This window comes from Clostridium lundense DSM 17049, assembly GCF_000619945.1.
Classification (GTDB): domain Bacteria; phylum Bacillota; class Clostridia; order Clostridiales; family Clostridiaceae; genus Clostridium_AO; species Clostridium_AO lundense.
This window is the reverse complement of the sequence record NZ_KK211043.1, coordinates 1-17141: the sequence shown is the minus strand read 5'-3', so window position 1 is coordinate 17141 and position 17141 is coordinate 1. Positions and strand designations below refer to the sequence as shown.

Annotated in this window: 15 protein-coding genes; 2 read left to right on the top strand and 13 right to left on the bottom strand. The window is 31.5% G+C overall.

What is annotated here, in order from left to right; translation table 11 throughout:
- Nucleotides 1-110: 110 nt before the first annotated feature.
- The 13 genes from T514_RS0122055 to T514_RS0121995 form a co-directional block, all read right to left on the bottom strand.
- Nucleotides 111-815 carry an MIP/aquaporin family protein gene (locus T514_RS0122055; protein ID WP_027626679.1) on the bottom strand — a complete coding sequence of 235 codons (705 nt, stop codon included), beginning with the start codon at nt 813-815 and terminating at the stop codon, nt 111-113.
- Nucleotides 816-1163: 348 nt separating this feature from the next.
- Nucleotides 1164-2651, bottom strand: a complete 1488-nt coding sequence (locus T514_RS0122050) for a 4Fe-4S dicluster domain-containing protein (protein WP_027626678.1) — start codon at nt 2649-2651, stop codon at nt 1164-1166.
- Between the two features lie 223 nt (nt 2652-2874).
- Nucleotides 2875-3795 (bottom strand): DNA-3-methyladenine glycosylase family protein, encoded by a 921-nt coding sequence (locus T514_RS0122045; protein ID WP_027626677.1) that lies wholly within the window; start codon nt 3793-3795, stop codon nt 2875-2877.
- A gap of 222 nt (nt 3796-4017) precedes the next feature.
- On the bottom strand, nt 4018-5403 hold the full coding sequence (gene gltA, locus T514_RS0122040; protein WP_027626676.1) for an NADPH-dependent glutamate synthase: 1386 nt from the start codon (nt 5401-5403) through the stop codon (nt 4018-4020).
- Nucleotides 5403-6293 carry a sulfide/dihydroorotate dehydrogenase-like FAD/NAD-binding protein gene (locus tag T514_RS0122035; RefSeq protein WP_027626675.1) on the bottom strand — a complete coding sequence of 297 codons (891 nt, stop codon included), beginning with the start codon at nt 6291-6293 and terminating at the stop codon, nt 5403-5405. The genes gltA and T514_RS0122035 overlap by 1 nt, the downstream gene beginning before the upstream one ends.
- Nucleotides 6294-6487: 194 nt before the next feature.
- Complete coding sequence (locus tag T514_RS0122030) at nt 6488-7657, bottom strand: iron-containing alcohol dehydrogenase (protein WP_027626674.1); 1170 nt, start codon at nt 7655-7657, stop codon at nt 6488-6490.
- 260 nt (nt 7658-7917) lie between these two features.
- Complete coding sequence (locus T514_RS25380) at nt 7918-8922, bottom strand: sigma-54 interaction domain-containing protein (protein ID WP_051542257.1); 1005 nt, start codon at nt 8920-8922, stop codon at nt 7918-7920.
- A gap of 120 nt (nt 8923-9042) precedes the next feature.
- The gene (locus T514_RS0122020) at nt 9043-9891 is read right to left on the bottom strand and encodes a 3-hydroxybutyryl-CoA dehydrogenase (protein ID WP_027626673.1); all 849 of its coding nucleotides are present in this window, start codon (nt 9889-9891) and stop codon (nt 9043-9045) included.
- 112 nt (nt 9892-10003) lie between these two features.
- On the bottom strand, nt 10004-11008 hold the full coding sequence (locus T514_RS0122015; protein WP_027626672.1) for an electron transfer flavoprotein subunit alpha/FixB family protein: 1005 nt from the start codon (nt 11006-11008) through the stop codon (nt 10004-10006).
- 17 nt (nt 11009-11025) lie between these two features.
- The gene (locus T514_RS0122010) at nt 11026-11805 is read right to left on the bottom strand and encodes an electron transfer flavoprotein subunit beta/FixA family protein (RefSeq protein ID WP_027626671.1); all 780 of its coding nucleotides are present in this window, start codon (nt 11803-11805) and stop codon (nt 11026-11028) included.
- Nucleotides 11806-11823: 18 nt separating this feature from the next.
- On the bottom strand, nt 11824-12963 hold the full coding sequence (locus T514_RS0122005; protein ID WP_027626670.1) for an acyl-CoA dehydrogenase: 1140 nt from the start codon (nt 12961-12963) through the stop codon (nt 11824-11826).
- A 13-nt stretch (nt 12964-12976) separates the two neighbouring features.
- Nucleotides 12977-13756, bottom strand: coding sequence for a short-chain-enoyl-CoA hydratase (locus T514_RS0122000; protein ID WP_027626669.1), 780 nt, complete (start codon nt 13754-13756; stop codon nt 12977-12979).
- 286 nt (nt 13757-14042) lie between these two features.
- Nucleotides 14043-14672, bottom strand: coding sequence for a redox-sensing transcriptional repressor Rex (locus T514_RS0121995; protein ID WP_027626668.1), 630 nt, complete (start codon nt 14670-14672; stop codon nt 14043-14045).
- 173 nt (nt 14673-14845) lie between these two features.
- Between T514_RS0121995 and abc-f the strand changes: the two genes are divergently transcribed.
- Both abc-f and T514_RS0121985 read left to right on the top strand, forming a co-directional pair.
- A complete protein-coding gene (abc-f, locus tag T514_RS0121990) occupies nt 14846-16762 on the top strand; it encodes a ribosomal protection-like ABC-F family protein (protein WP_027626667.1) in 1917 nt (638 codons plus the stop codon).
- 126 nt (nt 16763-16888) lie between these two features.
- Nucleotides 16889-17141, top strand: a 253-nt coding sequence (locus tag T514_RS0121985) for a transposase (RefSeq protein WP_027626666.1), incomplete at its 3' end; no start/stop codon positions are given.

The window sequence follows — 17141 nt, the reverse complement described above, 5'->3', positions numbered from 1 at the left end:
GTTTCCTCCTACACAATTATTTTAGAGTTATTAACGATCTAATTTTTTCACAAAAATAGTAATAATTTATAAGAGTAGTTATTTAACATTGATTTAACTTTAAACGTTTTTTAAAATAACATCTTAAAAATTACTGCTCCTACTATTCCACCAAGTATTGGTCCAACTACTGGTATCCATGCATATTTCCAATCGGAATCCCCTTTACCAGCTATAGGTAAAATAGCGTGTGCTATACGTGGTCCTAAATCTCTAGCTGGGTTAATAGCATATCCTGTAGGTCCTCCAAGAGAAAGTCCTATTACCACTATAAATAATCCAACTACTAATCCACTAATTCCATCTACCATTTTAGCTTGTCCTAATCCCATTAATCCAAAAACCAATAATCCAGTTACTAGGAACTCTGTTAGAAAGTTTGCACCAGTATTTCTTATTGCTGGTGCTGTACAGAAAACACCCAGCTTTGTGGCTTTGTCTTCTGTTTCTTTCCAATGAGGTAAATAAGTTAACCATACTAATGTAGCTCCTGCAATCCCCCCTAACATTTGCGCTCCTATGTAAGAAGGCACTTGAGCCCATTCAAAATTACCAACTACTGCATTTCCTATGGTAACTGCTGGATTCAAGTGAGCTCCACTAATCCCTCCAAAGATGTATACAGGAATAGCAACTGCAAGTCCCCAAGCAAGTGTTACAACTATCCAACCACCATCCTTACCTTTGCTTTTATTAAGTGCTACTGATGCAACTACACCATCACCTAACCAAACCAAAAGCATTGTTCCTAAAAATTCTGCCATAAAATTGGACATTTTCATTCCTCCTTTTTATCTGTTAATATAATATTTAAATTAGTCCTACCATTGTAAACGTTTTTTTAAGGCACAAAAATAGAGCCACTTAATAAGACTGAATTTAATATCAAAAATTAATTTTGATACTATCTCACTCATATTAAAAACGGCTCTTTTATCTCTGCCTTAATTTATTCATTTGTATTACTCTAATATTACAATATTTCTGAAAACTTTTCAAGTATTTTTTTACATTTTTCTTCAACAATCGATCTCTAAAAACGTATATATAAATTTATAATAAGTATAAAATAAATAAAAGCCTTACATTGTGCAAGGCTTTTATTTATTAATTTTTTATATTACTTATCTTTCTAAATTAATTCCTTCATAGTTCTTTAATTTCTCATTATCCACAACATCTTTTGTAGCAGCTTCTTTGCTAAACTTCATTAATTGTGCTCTTGATTTTACAATAGGCACCATAGTAGCTGGTCCACCAATGCAGCCTCCTTCGCACATCATACCTTCTATAAAGTTTCCTGAAAGTCTTCCTACCTTAGCCATAATCATTGCTCTCTTTATTTCAGCTGGTCCACTTACTCTAACTGGCTTAAAGTCAATTGATACTTCCTTGCTCTTCATATAATTTTGAATTGCAGCTATTACTCCACCACCTTGAGCAAAGCCTCTTCCTAAAACTGAAGCATCATTTATCTCTAGTGCTTCGCATTTTTCAGTTTCTACATCATATGCTCCCATAAGAGCTACTATTTCTTCAAAGGTCATAACATAATCTACTGCATCTTTTACACTAGGTCTTTTTATTTCATTCTTCTTAGCAGTACATGGGCCTACAAATACTACTACAGCCTCGTTGTCCATTTTCTTGATCATTCTTCCTACTGCAACCATTGGTGATACAGTACTTGAAGCTCTCTCAATCTGATCTGGGAATTTCTTCTCTATATAACTTAAGAACCCTGAACAGCAGGAGTTTGTCATGTACTTGTCTCCCTTTTCCATTCTTTCAATAAATTCATTTCCTTCATGAACTGCTACTGCATCAGCACCACAAGCAGCTTCGATCATATCTTGGAATCCTACTTCTTTAAATGCTGCTTTTATTTGTCCTACAGATACATTTGGTCCAAATTGTCCTGTTATAGCAGGTGCTACTACTGCATATACCTTTTTCTTTCCCATTAAAGCACGAGTCACATCTACAATATAACTCTTATCTGATATAGCTCCGAAAGGACATGCACCCATACAAGCACCACAGTTTACACATTCTTCTTTATTTATTCTAGCCTTACTGTCTTTAGGATTCATTTCTAAAGCTCCAGTTGGACATACCCTTTTACAAGGTCTCATAACTTCTGCTACAGCATTGTATGGACACACTTCTTTACATAATCCACATTCTTTACATGTTTCATGATTTATATAAGCTCTGCCTGCTGCTCTTGTTATGGCACCTGCTGGACATACTTCCATACACTTATGTTGTATACATCCTCTACAAGCTTCTGTAACAACAAATCTATTTATTGGGCACTTGTCACATGCTGCGTCAATTACATATATAATTTGATCATCATCTTCTACATTTACAAATTCATCAGCCATTTGTCCATTTGGTAAGCAACCCATAGCAAGTTTAGCTCTTTCATAAACTATAGCTCTTTCTTTGTAAACACAGCATCTATATTCTGCTTTATCACCCTGTATTATTTCAAAAGGAACTTTTTCTAATTCCTCTTTGTTAAGTCTATTTTCTAAAGTCATTTTAGCTATTTCTTTTAATACAAGATACTTTAACTTTTTTAATTGAGTTTCAAATGTTATCATTATTTTAATTCCTCCTAATTTTCAAAAAAGTGATTCAACTTTGAAAATCATTACTTTTTGTATTAGTACAGTTGACTAACTTCGTTAATTTCTTAACATATACTATTATAACAGAAACTCAAAAAAAATTAATACATATTTTAATTCCTTTTTAAGAGAAATTTATGCATTTATCTACATTATATGAAACTAGCTTTCGATTCCACTTCCTTAGTACATATTTTTATACTATAATATGATTTTCTCTAGCATAATAAAATAAATATTGTTGGGCAAAACCTGATAGTTCACCAAATTTATTTCTTGCGAAATCCCGTATCTTTTTTAAGGATACATCTGGTGCCAAATAAAAATGTTGCATAGCCCTTTTCACCCAAACATCTACTGGAAATGCTGAATATTTTCCCATAGAAAATAACATAATACAATCCGCTACTTTAGGTCCTATACCCATAAAATTTTGTAAAGAAGTATGACATTTATCATCATCTTGAACCTTAATCCAATTTATATCAAATAGTTCATTATACTCAACAGATTGAGGATTTATGTTATTATGTATTTTTTCTACAGTATCTTTTATGTATTTAGCTCTAAATCCTGTTCCACACTCCTCTAATTCTTCTTCAGTTGCCTCACTTAACTTATCTATAGTTGGAAAACTATAATATATATTCCCCTTATATGATATTGCCTCTCCCCATTTTTTGCTTATATTTTCTATAGCCCTTTTTATCATAGGTATTCTATTATTAGCTGATATTATAAATGATACTATAAGTTCAAAAGGATCTTGCTGCAATAATCTAATTCCATATCCAAAATCTACAGATTTCTTTAATAAATTATCCCTACTTAGTATACTTTTAATTTCTGAATAATCCCTATGTAAATGAAAATAATTTACCCATATCTGGCTAAATTCTTTTTTATCTGTATTATATATTATTACATCACTATCTTTTTTCTCTATCTCTATAACTTTTCCAAATGCAACTCCAATATAATTTCCATTCTCTTGTTTATTCCATCTAAAACATTGACCACATTCAAATATATGTGGTAATTCAAAATTTTGTACATTTTTAACTATAACAGCTTTAACATCATTTTCTACTAATTCTTCAACATATTCAAAATCCATTTAATATCACTCCTTTTAAAAAATTGTTTCCAATTTTTTAAGAGTACAGATTACAGAGAACAGCTAACAGATATTGAGTCTTTTCTTCCCTTAACACTACAAAAAACTTTAATTTAAAATTTTTTTCATAATATCAATGGAAAAAAATTCTCCTTATCTGTACTCTGTGCTCTTCCCTCTATACTCTAAAAAATTTGCTTTATAATCTTTTTATTATTGTTCCTATTTATTCATTAATAATTCATCTATAGCCTTAGCTGCTTTTTTACCAGCTTCCATGGCAAGAATAACTGTAGCTGCTCCTGTTACAGCATCACCACCTGCAAATACAGCTTCTCTTGAGGTTATTCCTGTCTCATCACTAGCACAAATACATCCCCACTTATTTACATCTAATCCTTTAGTAGTCGATGCTATAAGAGGATTTGGCGAAGTACCTAAAGACATTATAACTGTATCTATTTCTATAATAAATTCTGATCCTTTTACCTCTACAGGTCTTCTTCTCCCTGATGCGTCTGGTTCTCCTAGCTCCATTCTTATACATTTCATGGCTTTAACCCAACCATTTTCATCTCCTATTATTTCTATAGGATTAGTTAAAAGATCAAATATTATTCCTTCCTCTTTAGCATGATGAATTTCTTCTCTTCTTGCTGGAAGTTCTTCTTCTGATCTTCTATATACTACATGAACTTCTGATCCTAATCTTCTTGCAGTTCTAGCTGCGTCCATAGCCACATTTCCGCCACCAACAACAGCTACTTTCTTTCCAGATTTTATTGGAGTATCATAATCATTTCTAAATGCCTTCATTAAATTATTTCTAGTTAAAAACTCATTAGCTGAAAAAACTCCATTGTAGTTTTCTCCTGGTATTCCCATAAACTTTGGTAATCCTGCTCCAGAACCAATAAATACAGCACTGAATCCTTCTTCCTGCATAAGTTCATCTATAGTTACAGTTTTCCCTATAATTACATCTGTTTCAATCTTTACTCCTAATTTTTTTACGTTCTCTATTTCATGTTTAACTACAGTATCCTTAGGCAACCTAAACTCTGGTATACCATATACTAAAACTCCACCTGGTTCATGTAGGGCTTCAAATATAGTTACATCATAACCTATTTTAGCTAAGTCTCCAGCACATGAAAGTCCTGCTGGACCACTTCCTATTACAGCTATTTTTTTATTTTTTCTTTCAGACTTTACTGATAGATCTATATTATTTTCTCTTGACCAGTCACCAATAAATCTCTCTAATTTTCCAATTGCTACTGGTTCTCCTTTAATACCTAACACACATTTTCCTTCACACTGTGTTTCTTGAGGACATACTCTTCCACATATAGCTGGAAGTGAGCTTGCTTCATTTATTATTTCTGCAGCCTTTTTAAAATCTTTTTCCTTAATGCATTGAATAAATCTAGGTATACTTATAGAAACAGGACAATCAGATACACAAAGCGGATTTTTACAATTTAAGCATCTTGATGCCTCATTAACTGCCTCCTCTTCTGAATATCCTAAGCATACCTCATTAAAATTTTTTATTCTTTCATCTGCATTTTGTTCTCTAACAGGTATCTTCTTCATTCTATCCATTATTCTTCACCCCCAAGACCCACATGGCACACGTGTCCTTCTTCTCTTTCTTGTTGTTCTAACAATTGTTTTCCTTCTTCTGTTTTGTACATTGTTTGTCTTCTTATAGCTTCTTCAAAATCTACAAGATGACCATCAAATTCTGGTCCATCTACACATGTAAACTTAGTATGTCCTCCTACAGTTACTCTGCAAGCACCACACATTCCTGTACCATCTACCATTAAAGTATTTAAACTTACTACTGTTTTTATTCCATATTCCTTTGTAAGTTTTGTTACAAACTTCATCATAATCATAGGGCCTATAGCTACCACTAGATCATATTTTTTATTTTCATTTTCTACTAGGTTCTTTAATATGTCTGTTACTAATCCTTTATTTCCATAAGAACCATCATCTGTTGTTATATATAAATTCCCTGCTTCTTTTTTCATTTCTTCTTCTAAAATTAGAAATTCTTTTGACTTGCTTCCAACTATTACATCAACCTTTACTCCTAAAGAATTTAACCATTTAACTTGAGGATATACTGGTGCTGTACCTACTCCTCCTGCTATAAATACAATATTTTTCTTCTTTAATTCTTCTACACTTTCATGTACAAGTTCTGAAGGCTGACCTAATGGTCCTGCAAAATCTTGAAAATACTCTCCTACTTCTAACTTTGCCATTTTCATAGTGGAAGATCCTACTACCTGAAATACTATAGTTACTGTTCCCTTTTCTTTGTTATAATCACAAATAGTAAGTGGAATTCTTTCACTCTTGTCATCAACTCTTACTATAACAAATTGTCCTGGCTGAGCTGATTTAGCTACCCTAGGAACTTCTACATCCATTAAATAAATATTCGGAGCTAATATTCTTTTTTCTAAAATTTTATACATTCTTATTCCTCCGTATCTTCTTATAAATATTTCTGCTTAAGATATACAATACTAATTATATATAAATTATATGCAAATTATCAACCTTATTTAAATTAAATATTAAAAATATTATAAACCTTGCAGAAAACTCTCTTAAGTGCTACATTAAGAGAGTTTTCTATAAGTTAAACTATTTAATTACTTTTAATATTTTAGAAATCTATTTTTTTGCCGTAATATGCATAAGTATACATCTTAACCATTTGTTCTTCGTTAATCTTTCTTGGATTTGAAGAAGTACATGCATCTAATACTGCATTATGAGCCATAAAGTTAACCTTATCTTTAAATTCATTTTCATCTATGCCATAATCCTTTAATGTTAATGGTATGTTTAATTCCTTATTTAATTCTTTAATCATATCAGTTAAAGAATCTACTAATTCGTCCTCAGTACTTCCACTTAAGCCTAAGTATCTAGCAATAGTTGCATATCTATCTTTGCATGCCTGTTTATTGAAATCTATAACATAAGGTAAGAAAATAGCATTAGCACAACCATGAGGAATATGGAATACAGCTCCTATTTTATGAGCCATACTATGAGTTATCCCAAGTAATGCATTTGAGAATGCCATTCCTGCAAGACATTGAGCTTCATGCATTCTTTCTCTAGCTTCTTTATCACCTTCATAAGATTTTATAAGATAGTCTTTTACCATAGCAATAGCTTGCATAGCTAATGGGTCTGTAAAGTTTGTTCTTAATCCTGCTACATAAGCTTCTATTGCATGTGTTAACGCATCCATTCCAGTATGAGCAGTAAGCTTTTGTGGCATAGTTTCTGCTAATTCAGGATCTACTATGGCAATATCTGGTGTTAAATTAAAGTCGGCTAAAGGATACTTTATTTCTTCTTTATAGTTAGTTATAACAGCAAAAGCTGTAACTTCTGTTGCTGTACCACTAGTAGATGGTATAGCAATGAATTTTGCTTTATTTCTTAATTCAGGTAAAGCTAATACCTTTTCAGCAGCCTCCTTAAAAGTAAACTCTGGATGTTCGTAGAATAACCACATAGCTTTAGCTGCATCTATAGGAGAGCCTCCACCTATTGAAACAATCCAATCAGGCTCAAATTCTCTCATAACTTGTGCACCATTCATTACAGTTTCTACTGATGGATCTGGTTCTACTCCTTCAATTAATTTTGTTTCTATTCCAGCTTCCTTTAGATAAGCTTCCACTCTATCTAAGAACCCAAATCTTTTCATAGAGCCTCCACCTATTACTATAACAGCCTTTTTACCCTTTATATTCTTTAAAACTTCTAAAGAACCCTTACCATAATAAATATCTCTTGGAATAGTAAATCTATTCATTTGTCATTCCTCCCATTCTCATACTATGCTTTGATATTTTTTTAACATTTATATTTAAAGCAATATTCATGCCATTGACAAATCCCTTAATTATCAATGATTTAAAAATGTTCTGAATTTATTTTCTGTTAAACTGTTAACTATTTTAGCATCTATACTAAATAACATTGTTAAAAAATCTACCACTGTTCATTTTTTTAACATATTTAAAATTTTCATATTTAACTATTTCCCTATATAAATTATTTTTTTATTCTAAATTACCTATTAATATTATATTTATTTAATTTGTTATATAAAGTATTTCTACTAATACCTAATACCTTTGAAACCCTTGATACATTATTATCAAATCTATCCATACAGTATGTTATTGCCCTTTTTTCCAACTCTTCAAGTGAACATAAATAATCACTACATGTATTTAGATGATTACTTTCTTTTACTACCTTATCTTCTTCCAAATCAAAACTACTATCTCCATCAAAATTAACAAGATTTTCAATATAATTTTCTAGTTCCCTTACATTTCCTGGCCAATCATATATTAAAATTTTTTTATGTAAATCTTCCCTAATTTTAGGCACTTGTTTATTTATTTCTAATGATTTTTTCTTCAAAAAATGTTCCACTAAAGGATTAATATCATCTTTTCTTTGCCTTAATGGTGGAATAGTTAGAGGAATAACTCTAAGCCTATAATAAAGATCCTCCCTAAATCTATTTTTTCTTACTTCCTCCTTTAAATTTTTATTTGTAGCTGCAATAATTCTCACATCAACAGGTATTGCTCTATTCCCTCCAATTCTTACTATATATTCTTCCTGTAATATGCGCAGCAACTTTACTTGAGCAAATAAAGACAATTCTCCTATTTCATCTAAAAAAATAGTTCCTCCGTCAGCCATTTCAAATTTACCTATAGCCCCTCCTCTTTTAGCTCCAGTAAAAGCTCCCTCTTCATAACCAAAAAAAATGCTTTCAATTAAATTATTAGGAATAGCACCACAATTAATGGGAATAAATGGTTTATCTTTTCTACTACTATAATTATGAATAGATTGAGCAAATACTTCTTTTCCTGTTCCACTTTCCCCTTCTATAAGAACAGTAGATTTACTACTTGCAATTTTTTTTCCTTGGTCAATGATTCTTATCATTTCTTTATTTACAGTTACTATATTATCAAACATATATCTAGTTCTAAAATTGTTGCTTTTATCATTCATATCTATTAACTTAAAGTTATCTTTTTCATAAAACATGTAATTCCCCACCCTTAACTACTTTTTTCAGAGCACAGATGACAAATACAGAATTCATTATTATATTTTATTTATTATTTGAAAAAAAGCCATTGGGATACCCCAATGACTTTTTTTAAACTATTTTGCGTAGTTATGGAATCCTCTTCCACTCTTTCTTCCTAACCAACCAGCTCTAACATATTTTCTTAATAATGAATGAGCTCTGTATTTTGAGTCTCCAGTTTCATTATATAATACGTCCATGATTGCAAGGCATACATCTAATCCTATAAGATCTCCTAAAGCTAGAGGTCCCATTGGGTGATTAGCACCAAGCATCATAGCCTTATCAATATCTTCAGCTGAAGCTATACCTTCTGCATAAATACCAACTGCTTCATTGATCATTGGTATTAATATTCTGTTTACAACAAATCCTGGAGCTTCTGCAACTTCTACTGGATCCTTTCCAATTGCTACTGATACTTCTTTAACAGCATCAAAAGTTTCCTGTGAAGTAGCCATTCCTCTGATTATTTCAACAAGCTTCATAACTGGAGCTGGGTTAAAGAAATGCATTCCTATAACCTTCTCTGGTCTCTTTGTTGAAGTAGCTATTTCAGTTATTGAAAGTGAGGAAGTGTTTGAAGCTAATATTGTTTCTGGCTTACAGATTCTATCTAATTCTGCAAATATTTCTCTCTTAAGATCCATTCTTTCAACAGCAGCCTCAACTACTAAATCACAGTCAGCAGCCATGTTCATGTCTACTGTTCCTGTTAATCTTGAAAGTATGCTATCCATATCTTCTTGAGCCATTTTTCCCTTAGCAACTAATTTTGATAAACTCTTGTTGATTCCATTTAATCCTCTTTCAACAAATTCATCCTTAATGTCTCTTAAAACAACTTCATATCCTTTTGCAGCAAAAGCCTGAGCTATTCCTGCTCCCATTGTTCCTGCACCAAGTACACATACCTTTTTCATTGTATGTAACCCTCCTTATAATAATTTTTGCATTAATATAATGCACATAAATTATATTAAAATATACATGTTTGCACTAATTAATAGTACAAACATGTATTTTTAATTTCTATTAGTTCTGAGTAGCTTTTATTTGAGCTATTAATTCAGGAATTACTTTCTTGTAATCTCCTACTATTCCAAGATCAGCAACTTGCATGATTGGAGCGCTTTCATCTTTGTTTATAGCTATTATAAAGTCAGAATCCTGCATACCAGCTAAGTGCTGAATAGCTCCTGAAATACCAACAGCTATATAAACTTTAGGTCTAACAGTTTTTCCTGTCTGTCCTACCTGATAAGCTTTATCTAACCAAGCATTATCTATAGCAGCTCTTGATCCAGCTAAGCTACCGCCCATTAAATCTGCTAATTCTTTTAACATTTCGAAGTTTTCTTTTGCTCCTACTCCTCTACCACCGGATACTAATACTTCTGCTTCTCCGATATCTGCTATGTTCTTAGCAAGTTTTACAACATCTTCTACTTTAGTTCTGATGTCTGAAGCTTCTACGCTAGCAGTTACTTTTTCAACTTCACCTTTTCTTGAAGTATCTTTAGCTAATTTTTCGAAAACTCCTGGTCTTACAGTTGACATCTGTGGTCTATGTTCTGTACACATGATTGTAGCCATTAAGTTTCCACCAAATGCTGGTCTTGTCATTAGAAGGTGGTTTGTTCCTTCTTCTGTATCAAGTGATGTACAATCTGCTGTAAGTCCTGTATTTAATCTTGCTGCTACTCTTGGTCCTAAATCTCTTCCAATAAAGCTAGCGCCAACAAGAATTATTTCAGGCTTTCTTTCATTTGCTAAATCACAAATAACTTTTGTATATGCATCAGTTGTATAGTGTTTTAATAATGGGCTCTGAGCGTATAATACTCTATCAGCACCATATGCAACTAATTCATTTGCAATTTCATCTATGTTATCTCCAAGAAGTACAGCTGTTAACTCTACTCCTATTTTATCTGCTATTTCTCTACCTTTTCCTAAAAGTTCTAAAGCAACTTTTTGTAACTGTCCGTCTCTCTGTTCAGCAAATACCCATACGCCTTTGTAATCTGCTATATTCATTCCAAATCCCTCCTATATTAGATATAGTGTTTTTCCTTTAATTTTGCAACTGCATGTGCTGCTGCTTCTTTAGCAGGTTGATTGATTATTTCTCCCTTGCCCTTAGCTTCCTTAGTAGCTGATCTCTTAACCTTTGTTGGTGAACCAGCAAGTCCAAGAAGGGATTTATCTACTCCTAAGAAATCTGCACTCCAAACTTTTACTTCTTTATCAAATGCTCCAAAGATATGTCCTACATGCATATATCTTGGCTCATTTAATTCTTTTATAGCTGTTAAAAGAACTGGCATTTTAACTCTGATGTTTTCATAACCATCTTCCCATGCTCTCTTAACTACTAATTCTTCTCCTGCAGCTTTAACTTCTTCAACATAAGTTATCTGAGGAAGATTTAAATGTTCAGCTATTTCTGGTCCAACCTGAGCAGTATCTCCGTCAATAGCCTGTCTTCCAGCAAATACGATATCGTAATCTAATTTTTCTATTGCTGCTGCTAATGCTCTTGATGTTGCTAATGTATCAGCTCCTGCGAATGCTCTGTCTGATATTAATATAGCTTCATCAGCACCCATAGCTAAAGATTCTCTTAAAGCAACTTCAGCCTGTGGAGGTCCCATGCTTATTACAGTAACCTTTGCACCATTTTCATCTTTTAATCTTAAAGCTTCTTCTAAAGCATTTTTATCATCTGGGTTAATTATGGATGGAACACCTTCTCTAATAAGAGTTCCTGTAACTGGATCTATTTTTACTTCGTTAGTATCTGGAACTTGTTTTAAACAAACAACTATATTCATTTACGTGAACCCTCCTTATTATTTAAATATGTTTCCTGAAATAACCAATTGTTGAACTTGTGAAGTTCCTTCGTATATTTCAGTAATCTTAGCGTCTCTCATCATTCTCTCTACTGGATAATCCTTAGTATATCCATATCCACCGAATAACTGTACAGCTTTTGTTGTTACGTCCATAGCAACGTTAGCTGCGTGTAATTTTGCCATAGCTGCTTCTACACTGTATGGCATCTTATTCTGTTTCTTCCAAGCAGCTTTGTATACTAGAAGTCTTGCTGATTCTATAGCAACTTCCATATCAGCCATCATCCAAGCTAATCCCTGGAATTTGTAAAGCTGTTTTCCAAACTGCTTTCTTTCTTTCATGTAGTTTTTAGCTTCTTCAAAAGCACCTTCTGCTATTCCTAAAGCTTGAGCTGCTATACCAATTCTTCCTCCATCAAGAGTCTTCATTGCTATACCAAAGCCTTTTCCTTCTTTTCCTATTAAGTTTTCCTTTGGAACTTTAACATCTTCAAATATAAGTTCTGTTGTTGATGATGCTCTAATTCCTAATTTATCTTCAACTTTACCAATTGAGAATCCTGGCATTCCTTTTTCAAGTATGAATGCAGATATTCCTTTAACACCTTTGCTTCTATCAGTCATAGCGAATACTACGAAAGTATCTGCTGCTCCACCATTAGTGATGAATATTTTTGAACCATTTAATAAATAATGGTCTCCCATATCTACAGCTATACTCTGCTGTCCAGCAGCATCTGTACCAGCATTTGGTTCAGTTAAACCAAAAGCACCTATTTTTTCACCTTTTGCAAGTGGAACTAAATACTTTTGTTTTTGTTCTTCTGTACCATGTTCATATATTAATGAAGCACATAATGAAGTGTGGGCTGAAAGAATAACACCTGTTGATCCACAAACTTTTGATAATTCTTCTACTGATAGGATGTAGGATAATACATCTCCACCTGCTCCACCATATTCCTTTGGAAATGGTATTCCCATCATTCCAAGCTTAGCCATTTTTTGAACATTTTCCATAGGGAATCTTTCAGTTTCATCAATCTCTGCTGCTATTGGTTTTACTTCATTTTCAGCAAACTCTCTAACCATTTGTTTTACAAATTCTTGTTCTCTAGTTAATGCAAAATTCATTTATTCTTACCTCCTATCTATTTTTAAAGCATTTATCTCTTTTTTCAACAAATGCTGTCATACCTTCTTTTTGGTCTTCAGTAGCAAAGCATTCACCAAATACTTCTGCTTCATACGCTATAGCTGTATCTATATCACACTGCATTCCTTTGTTTATAGCTGCTTTACAAAGTGTTACAGCGATTGGTGCATTATTAGCTATTTTATTAGCCATTTCTTTAGCTTCATCCATTAATTTTTCTGGTTCTACAACTTTATTTACAAGTCCTATTCTTAAGGCTTCTTCAGCATTAATTATGTCTCCAGTGTAAATTAATTGTTTAGCCATTCCCATTCCAACAAGTCTTGGAAGTCTTTGAGTTCCTCCGAAACCTGGAGTAATTCCTAAACCTGATTCTGGCTGTCCAAATTTAGCTTTTTGTGAAGCTATTCTTATATCACAAGCCATTGAAATTTCGCATCCACCACCTAAAGCAAAGCCATTAACTGCTGCTATAACTGGTTTCTCTAAAGTTTCCAACTTTCTGAATACTTTATTTCCAAGAATACCAAATCTTCTTCCCTGAACTGTATTTAAATCTTTCATTTCAGTTATATCTGCTCCAGCCACAAAAGCTTTTCCTGCTCCAGTAAGTACTACTGCTAAAACTTCATCATCATTTGCTAGTGTATCAACTACTATATCTAATTCTTTTAAAGTTTCTGAATTTAGAGCGTTTAAAGCATTAGGTCTATTAATAGTAACGATGGCAATTTTTCCATCTTTTTCAAGGATAACATTTTTTAATTCCATAATAAACTGTTCCTCCCTAATTATAATTGTTATAGCATTTTGTTAATATTATAACAAACCGCAATAAAAAATAAAATACATATACCAACATTTTTATTATATACTTTAATGATTTATTTTTCAACAATAAACTTTCTATACTTTTATTAATTTTTTAATTTGTTTCACTATTTAAGTAAATTTAAATACTCAAATGATTTTTAGACAAAAATTTGACTTTAAGGATAAATAAACTATTCACCTTAAAGTCAAGCAAAACTTCCAATATGAAACAAATAGTTTCATATTATTCTTGATTCATCAAGTAACTTAATGTTAATAAACTATCACTTAAATGAACATTTTCTGTAAACACACCTTCAGGCACAATTAGATCTACAGGTGCAAAGTTCCATATGCTCTTTACTCTATTCTTTGTAAATACATCACATACATCCTGTGCACTTCTTCTTGGTACACATATTACCCCTATATCTATACTTTTCTCTTTCAAGAAATCTTCTAAATTATCTATATCCTTTATTTCAATATCTCTTATCTTTATTCCTACTAATTTTGGATTTATATCAAATATAGCTCTAAGCTTGAATCCCAACTTATCAAAATTAGAATAATTCGCCACAGCCTGACCTATATTTCCTGCTCCTACTATAATAATATTATATTGTCTAGTAAGCCCTAAAATATTGCTTATCTGTGCATATAATTCTTTTACATTATATCCATATCCTTGTTGTCCAAAATCTCCAAAACAGTTAAAATCTTGTCTTATTTGAGAAGCTGTAAAGCCAATCTTTTTGCTTAATTCTTTGGAAGAAATTCTATCCACGTCATTTTTTAGAAATTCAGACAAATATCTATGATATTTAGGCAATCTTTTAATAACTGCCATTGAAATATTTTTTTTCTTGTCCATTATCACACCTCTTATGTTAATTTTAATATTAATATAACATCAATTTTATATTGTATCATATTATCACTTTTCATACTATAAAAAAAGTACGACAGACTTTTTTTTAAAACTTTTACTACAAAATTCTGGCTTTACATAGTAAAATAATAAAAGTAAAGAGGTGAATATTAAATATGATAATTTTAAGTTGTAAAGATTTAAATAAAAGCTACGGTATAGACGTAGTTTTAGAAAATATTACTTTTAGCATAAATGAAGGAGATAAGATAGGATTGATAGGTCCTAATGGAGCTGGTAAATCTACTTTATTCAAAATACTTACAAATGAGTTGGATTATGATAGTGGAGAACTATTTATAGATAAAAACAAAAGATTAGGATATTTATCTCAGCACCTATCATTAGACTCTACTAACACTATTTATGATGAAATGCTATCTGTATTTAATGAACTTATAGCATTAGAAAATAAGCTAAAAGATTTAGAAATGAAAATGAATGAACCTTATGATGCTTCTAAGGCAGAGTATCATAATAAGATAATTAAAGATTATACTTTAGCTACTGAATTATATAATAATAGGGGCGGCTACACTTATAAAGGTGAAATAAATAGAGTATTAAAAGGATTAGGATTCTCAGAAGAAGATTACCTTAAATCTATAAACATATTAAGTGGAGGACAAAAAACTAGAGTAGCTTTATGTAAACTCCTACTTAACAATCCTGACATTTTACTTTTAGATGAGCCTACTAACCATCTTGACTTAGAAGCAATAGAATGGCTAGAAGAGTATTTACGTTCCTATAAAGGTACCATAATAATAATATCTCACGATAGATATTTCCTTGATGCCATAACAAATAAAACTATGGAGTTATTAAATTCACACATTCATTTTTATGATGGAAACTATACTAAATTTATAGAACTAAAGAAAAAAGATTATGAAACACAATTAAAATCCTATAATTTACAACAAGAAGAAATAAAAAGACAAGAAGAAATAATAGAAAGATATAAATCCTTTAATAGAGAAAAAAGCATAAAAGCTGCAGAAAGTAGACAAAAAGCTTTAGATAAAATAGAAAGAATAGTAGCTCCTGATAAAGATCCTACAGCTGCAAAAATAAAATTTAAAACTATGATAACTAGCGGAAACGATGTACTTCACATAGAAAACTTAAGCAAAAGCTTTGGAGATAAACACCTATTTAGCAACATTAACTTAGATATAAAAAGAGGAGAAAAAATTGCTCTAATTGGAGACAATGGTAGAGGTAAAACTACATTATTTAAAATAATAATGGATAAAATTAATCCAGACAACGGAATAAAAGTTCTAGGCAAAAATGTCTTTATAGGTTATTACGATCAAGAACAATCAGATTTAACCCCTGAAAAAACTATAATAGATGAGGTTTGGGATGATTTTCCTAAAATGACTACTACAGAAGTTAGAACTGCACTAGGAGCTTTTCTATTTAGAGGAGAAGATGTTTTCAAACAAATATCCAAATTAAGTGGTGGAGAAAAATGTAGAATCAACCTTCTTAAACTAATGTTGTCAGAATCTAATCTTTTGCTACTTGATGAACCTACAAATCACTTAGACATAATGTCTCGTGAAGCTTTAGAAGATGCTATATCTGAGTATGATGGTACTGTTTTAGTTATATCTCATGATAGATATTTTTTAAATAAGGTTATTCATAAAATATACGAATTAAAAGAAGACGAAGCTAAAGAATATCTAGGAAACTACAGCTATTATATTGAGAAAAAAAATAATCCTCATAGATTTGTTTATGAAGAAGAGCTAGAAGGAAAAACTAAAACACAAATTCAACAGGAAAAAAAGAAAAAAAGGGAATTGGAAAAACTTGAGAAAGAGAAGAAATTAAAAATTAAATCTTTAGAGGATGAAATAGCTAATAAAGAAAATTATTTAGTAGAACTGCAAGAACAATTATGCAAGGAAGAAGTATACTCTAATCCTACAAAAAGTGAAGAGATCAATAAAGAGATATTAAATATTCAAAAAGACATTGAAAATCTATATGAAGAATGGGAAAACTTTATATCTTAAAAATAAAAAATGAAGTAAATCTCTACTTTATGGAGATTTACTGAGCCTGTGAAAAAAAGTCTGTAAATTACAAAATATAGCAGCTTTCTATGATAAAATATAAATATCATAGGAGGCTGTTTTGTTATGGGTAAAAGAAAAGAAAGATTAACAGAGGGAAAAAAGAATATTATTGCTGATTTAATTAGGGAGTATGACATTCAATCTGCTGAGGACATTCAAGACGCATTAAAAGACCTTCTTGGAGGTACTATTGAAAGCATGCTTGCAGCTGAGATGGATAACCATTTAGGGTATTCTCCATATGAGCGTACTGATGTAGAAAATGCACGCAATGGAAAGAAACAAAAAACTATTCGTAGTAAATATGGAGAAATGG

Bases quoted from the DNA above. Each gene is read 5' to 3' on its own strand.
- T514_RS0122030 (WP_027626674.1), bottom strand. From the start codon at position 7,657: ATGAATAGATTTACTATTCCAAGAGATATTTATTATGGTAAGGGTTCT.
- gltA (WP_027626676.1), bottom strand. From the start codon at position 5,403: ATGGATAGAATGAAGAAGATACCTGTTAGAGAACAAAATGCAGATGAA.
- T514_RS0122035 (WP_027626675.1), bottom strand. From the start codon at position 6,293: ATGTATAAAATTTTAGAAAAAAGAATATTAGCTCCGAATATTTATTTA.
- T514_RS0122000 (WP_027626669.1), bottom strand. From the start codon at position 13,756: ATGGAATTAAAAAATGTTATCCTTGAAAAAGATGGAAAAATTGCCATC.
- T514_RS0122050 (WP_027626678.1), bottom strand. From the start codon at position 2,651: ATGATAACATTTGAAACTCAATTAAAAAAGTTAAAGTATCTTGTATTA.
- abc-f (WP_027626667.1), top strand. From the start codon at position 14,846: ATGATAATTTTAAGTTGTAAAGATTTAAATAAAAGCTACGGTATAGAC.
- T514_RS0122005 (WP_027626670.1), bottom strand. From the start codon at position 12,963: ATGAATTTTGCATTAACTAGAGAACAAGAATTTGTAAAACAAATGGTT.
- T514_RS0122055 (WP_027626679.1), bottom strand. From the start codon at position 815: ATGTCCAATTTTATGGCAGAATTTTTAGGAACAATGCTTTTGGTTTGG.
- T514_RS0122015 (WP_027626672.1), bottom strand. From the start codon at position 11,008: ATGAATATAGCAGATTACAAAGGCGTATGGGTATTTGCTGAACAGAGA.
- T514_RS0122045 (WP_027626677.1), bottom strand. From the start codon at position 3,795: ATGGATTTTGAATATGTTGAAGAATTAGTAGAAAATGATGTTAAAGCT.
- T514_RS0121995 (WP_027626668.1), bottom strand. From the start codon at position 14,672: ATGGACAAGAAAAAAAATATTTCAATGGCAGTTATTAAAAGATTGCCT.
- T514_RS25380 (WP_051542257.1), bottom strand. From the start codon at position 8,922: ATGTTTTATGAAAAAGATAACTTTAAGTTAATAGATATGAATGATAAA.
- T514_RS0122020 (WP_027626673.1), bottom strand. From the start codon at position 9,891: ATGAAAAAGGTATGTGTACTTGGTGCAGGAACAATGGGAGCAGGAATA.
- T514_RS0122010 (WP_027626671.1), bottom strand. From the start codon at position 11,805: ATGAATATAGTTGTTTGTTTAAAACAAGTTCCAGATACTAACGAAGTA.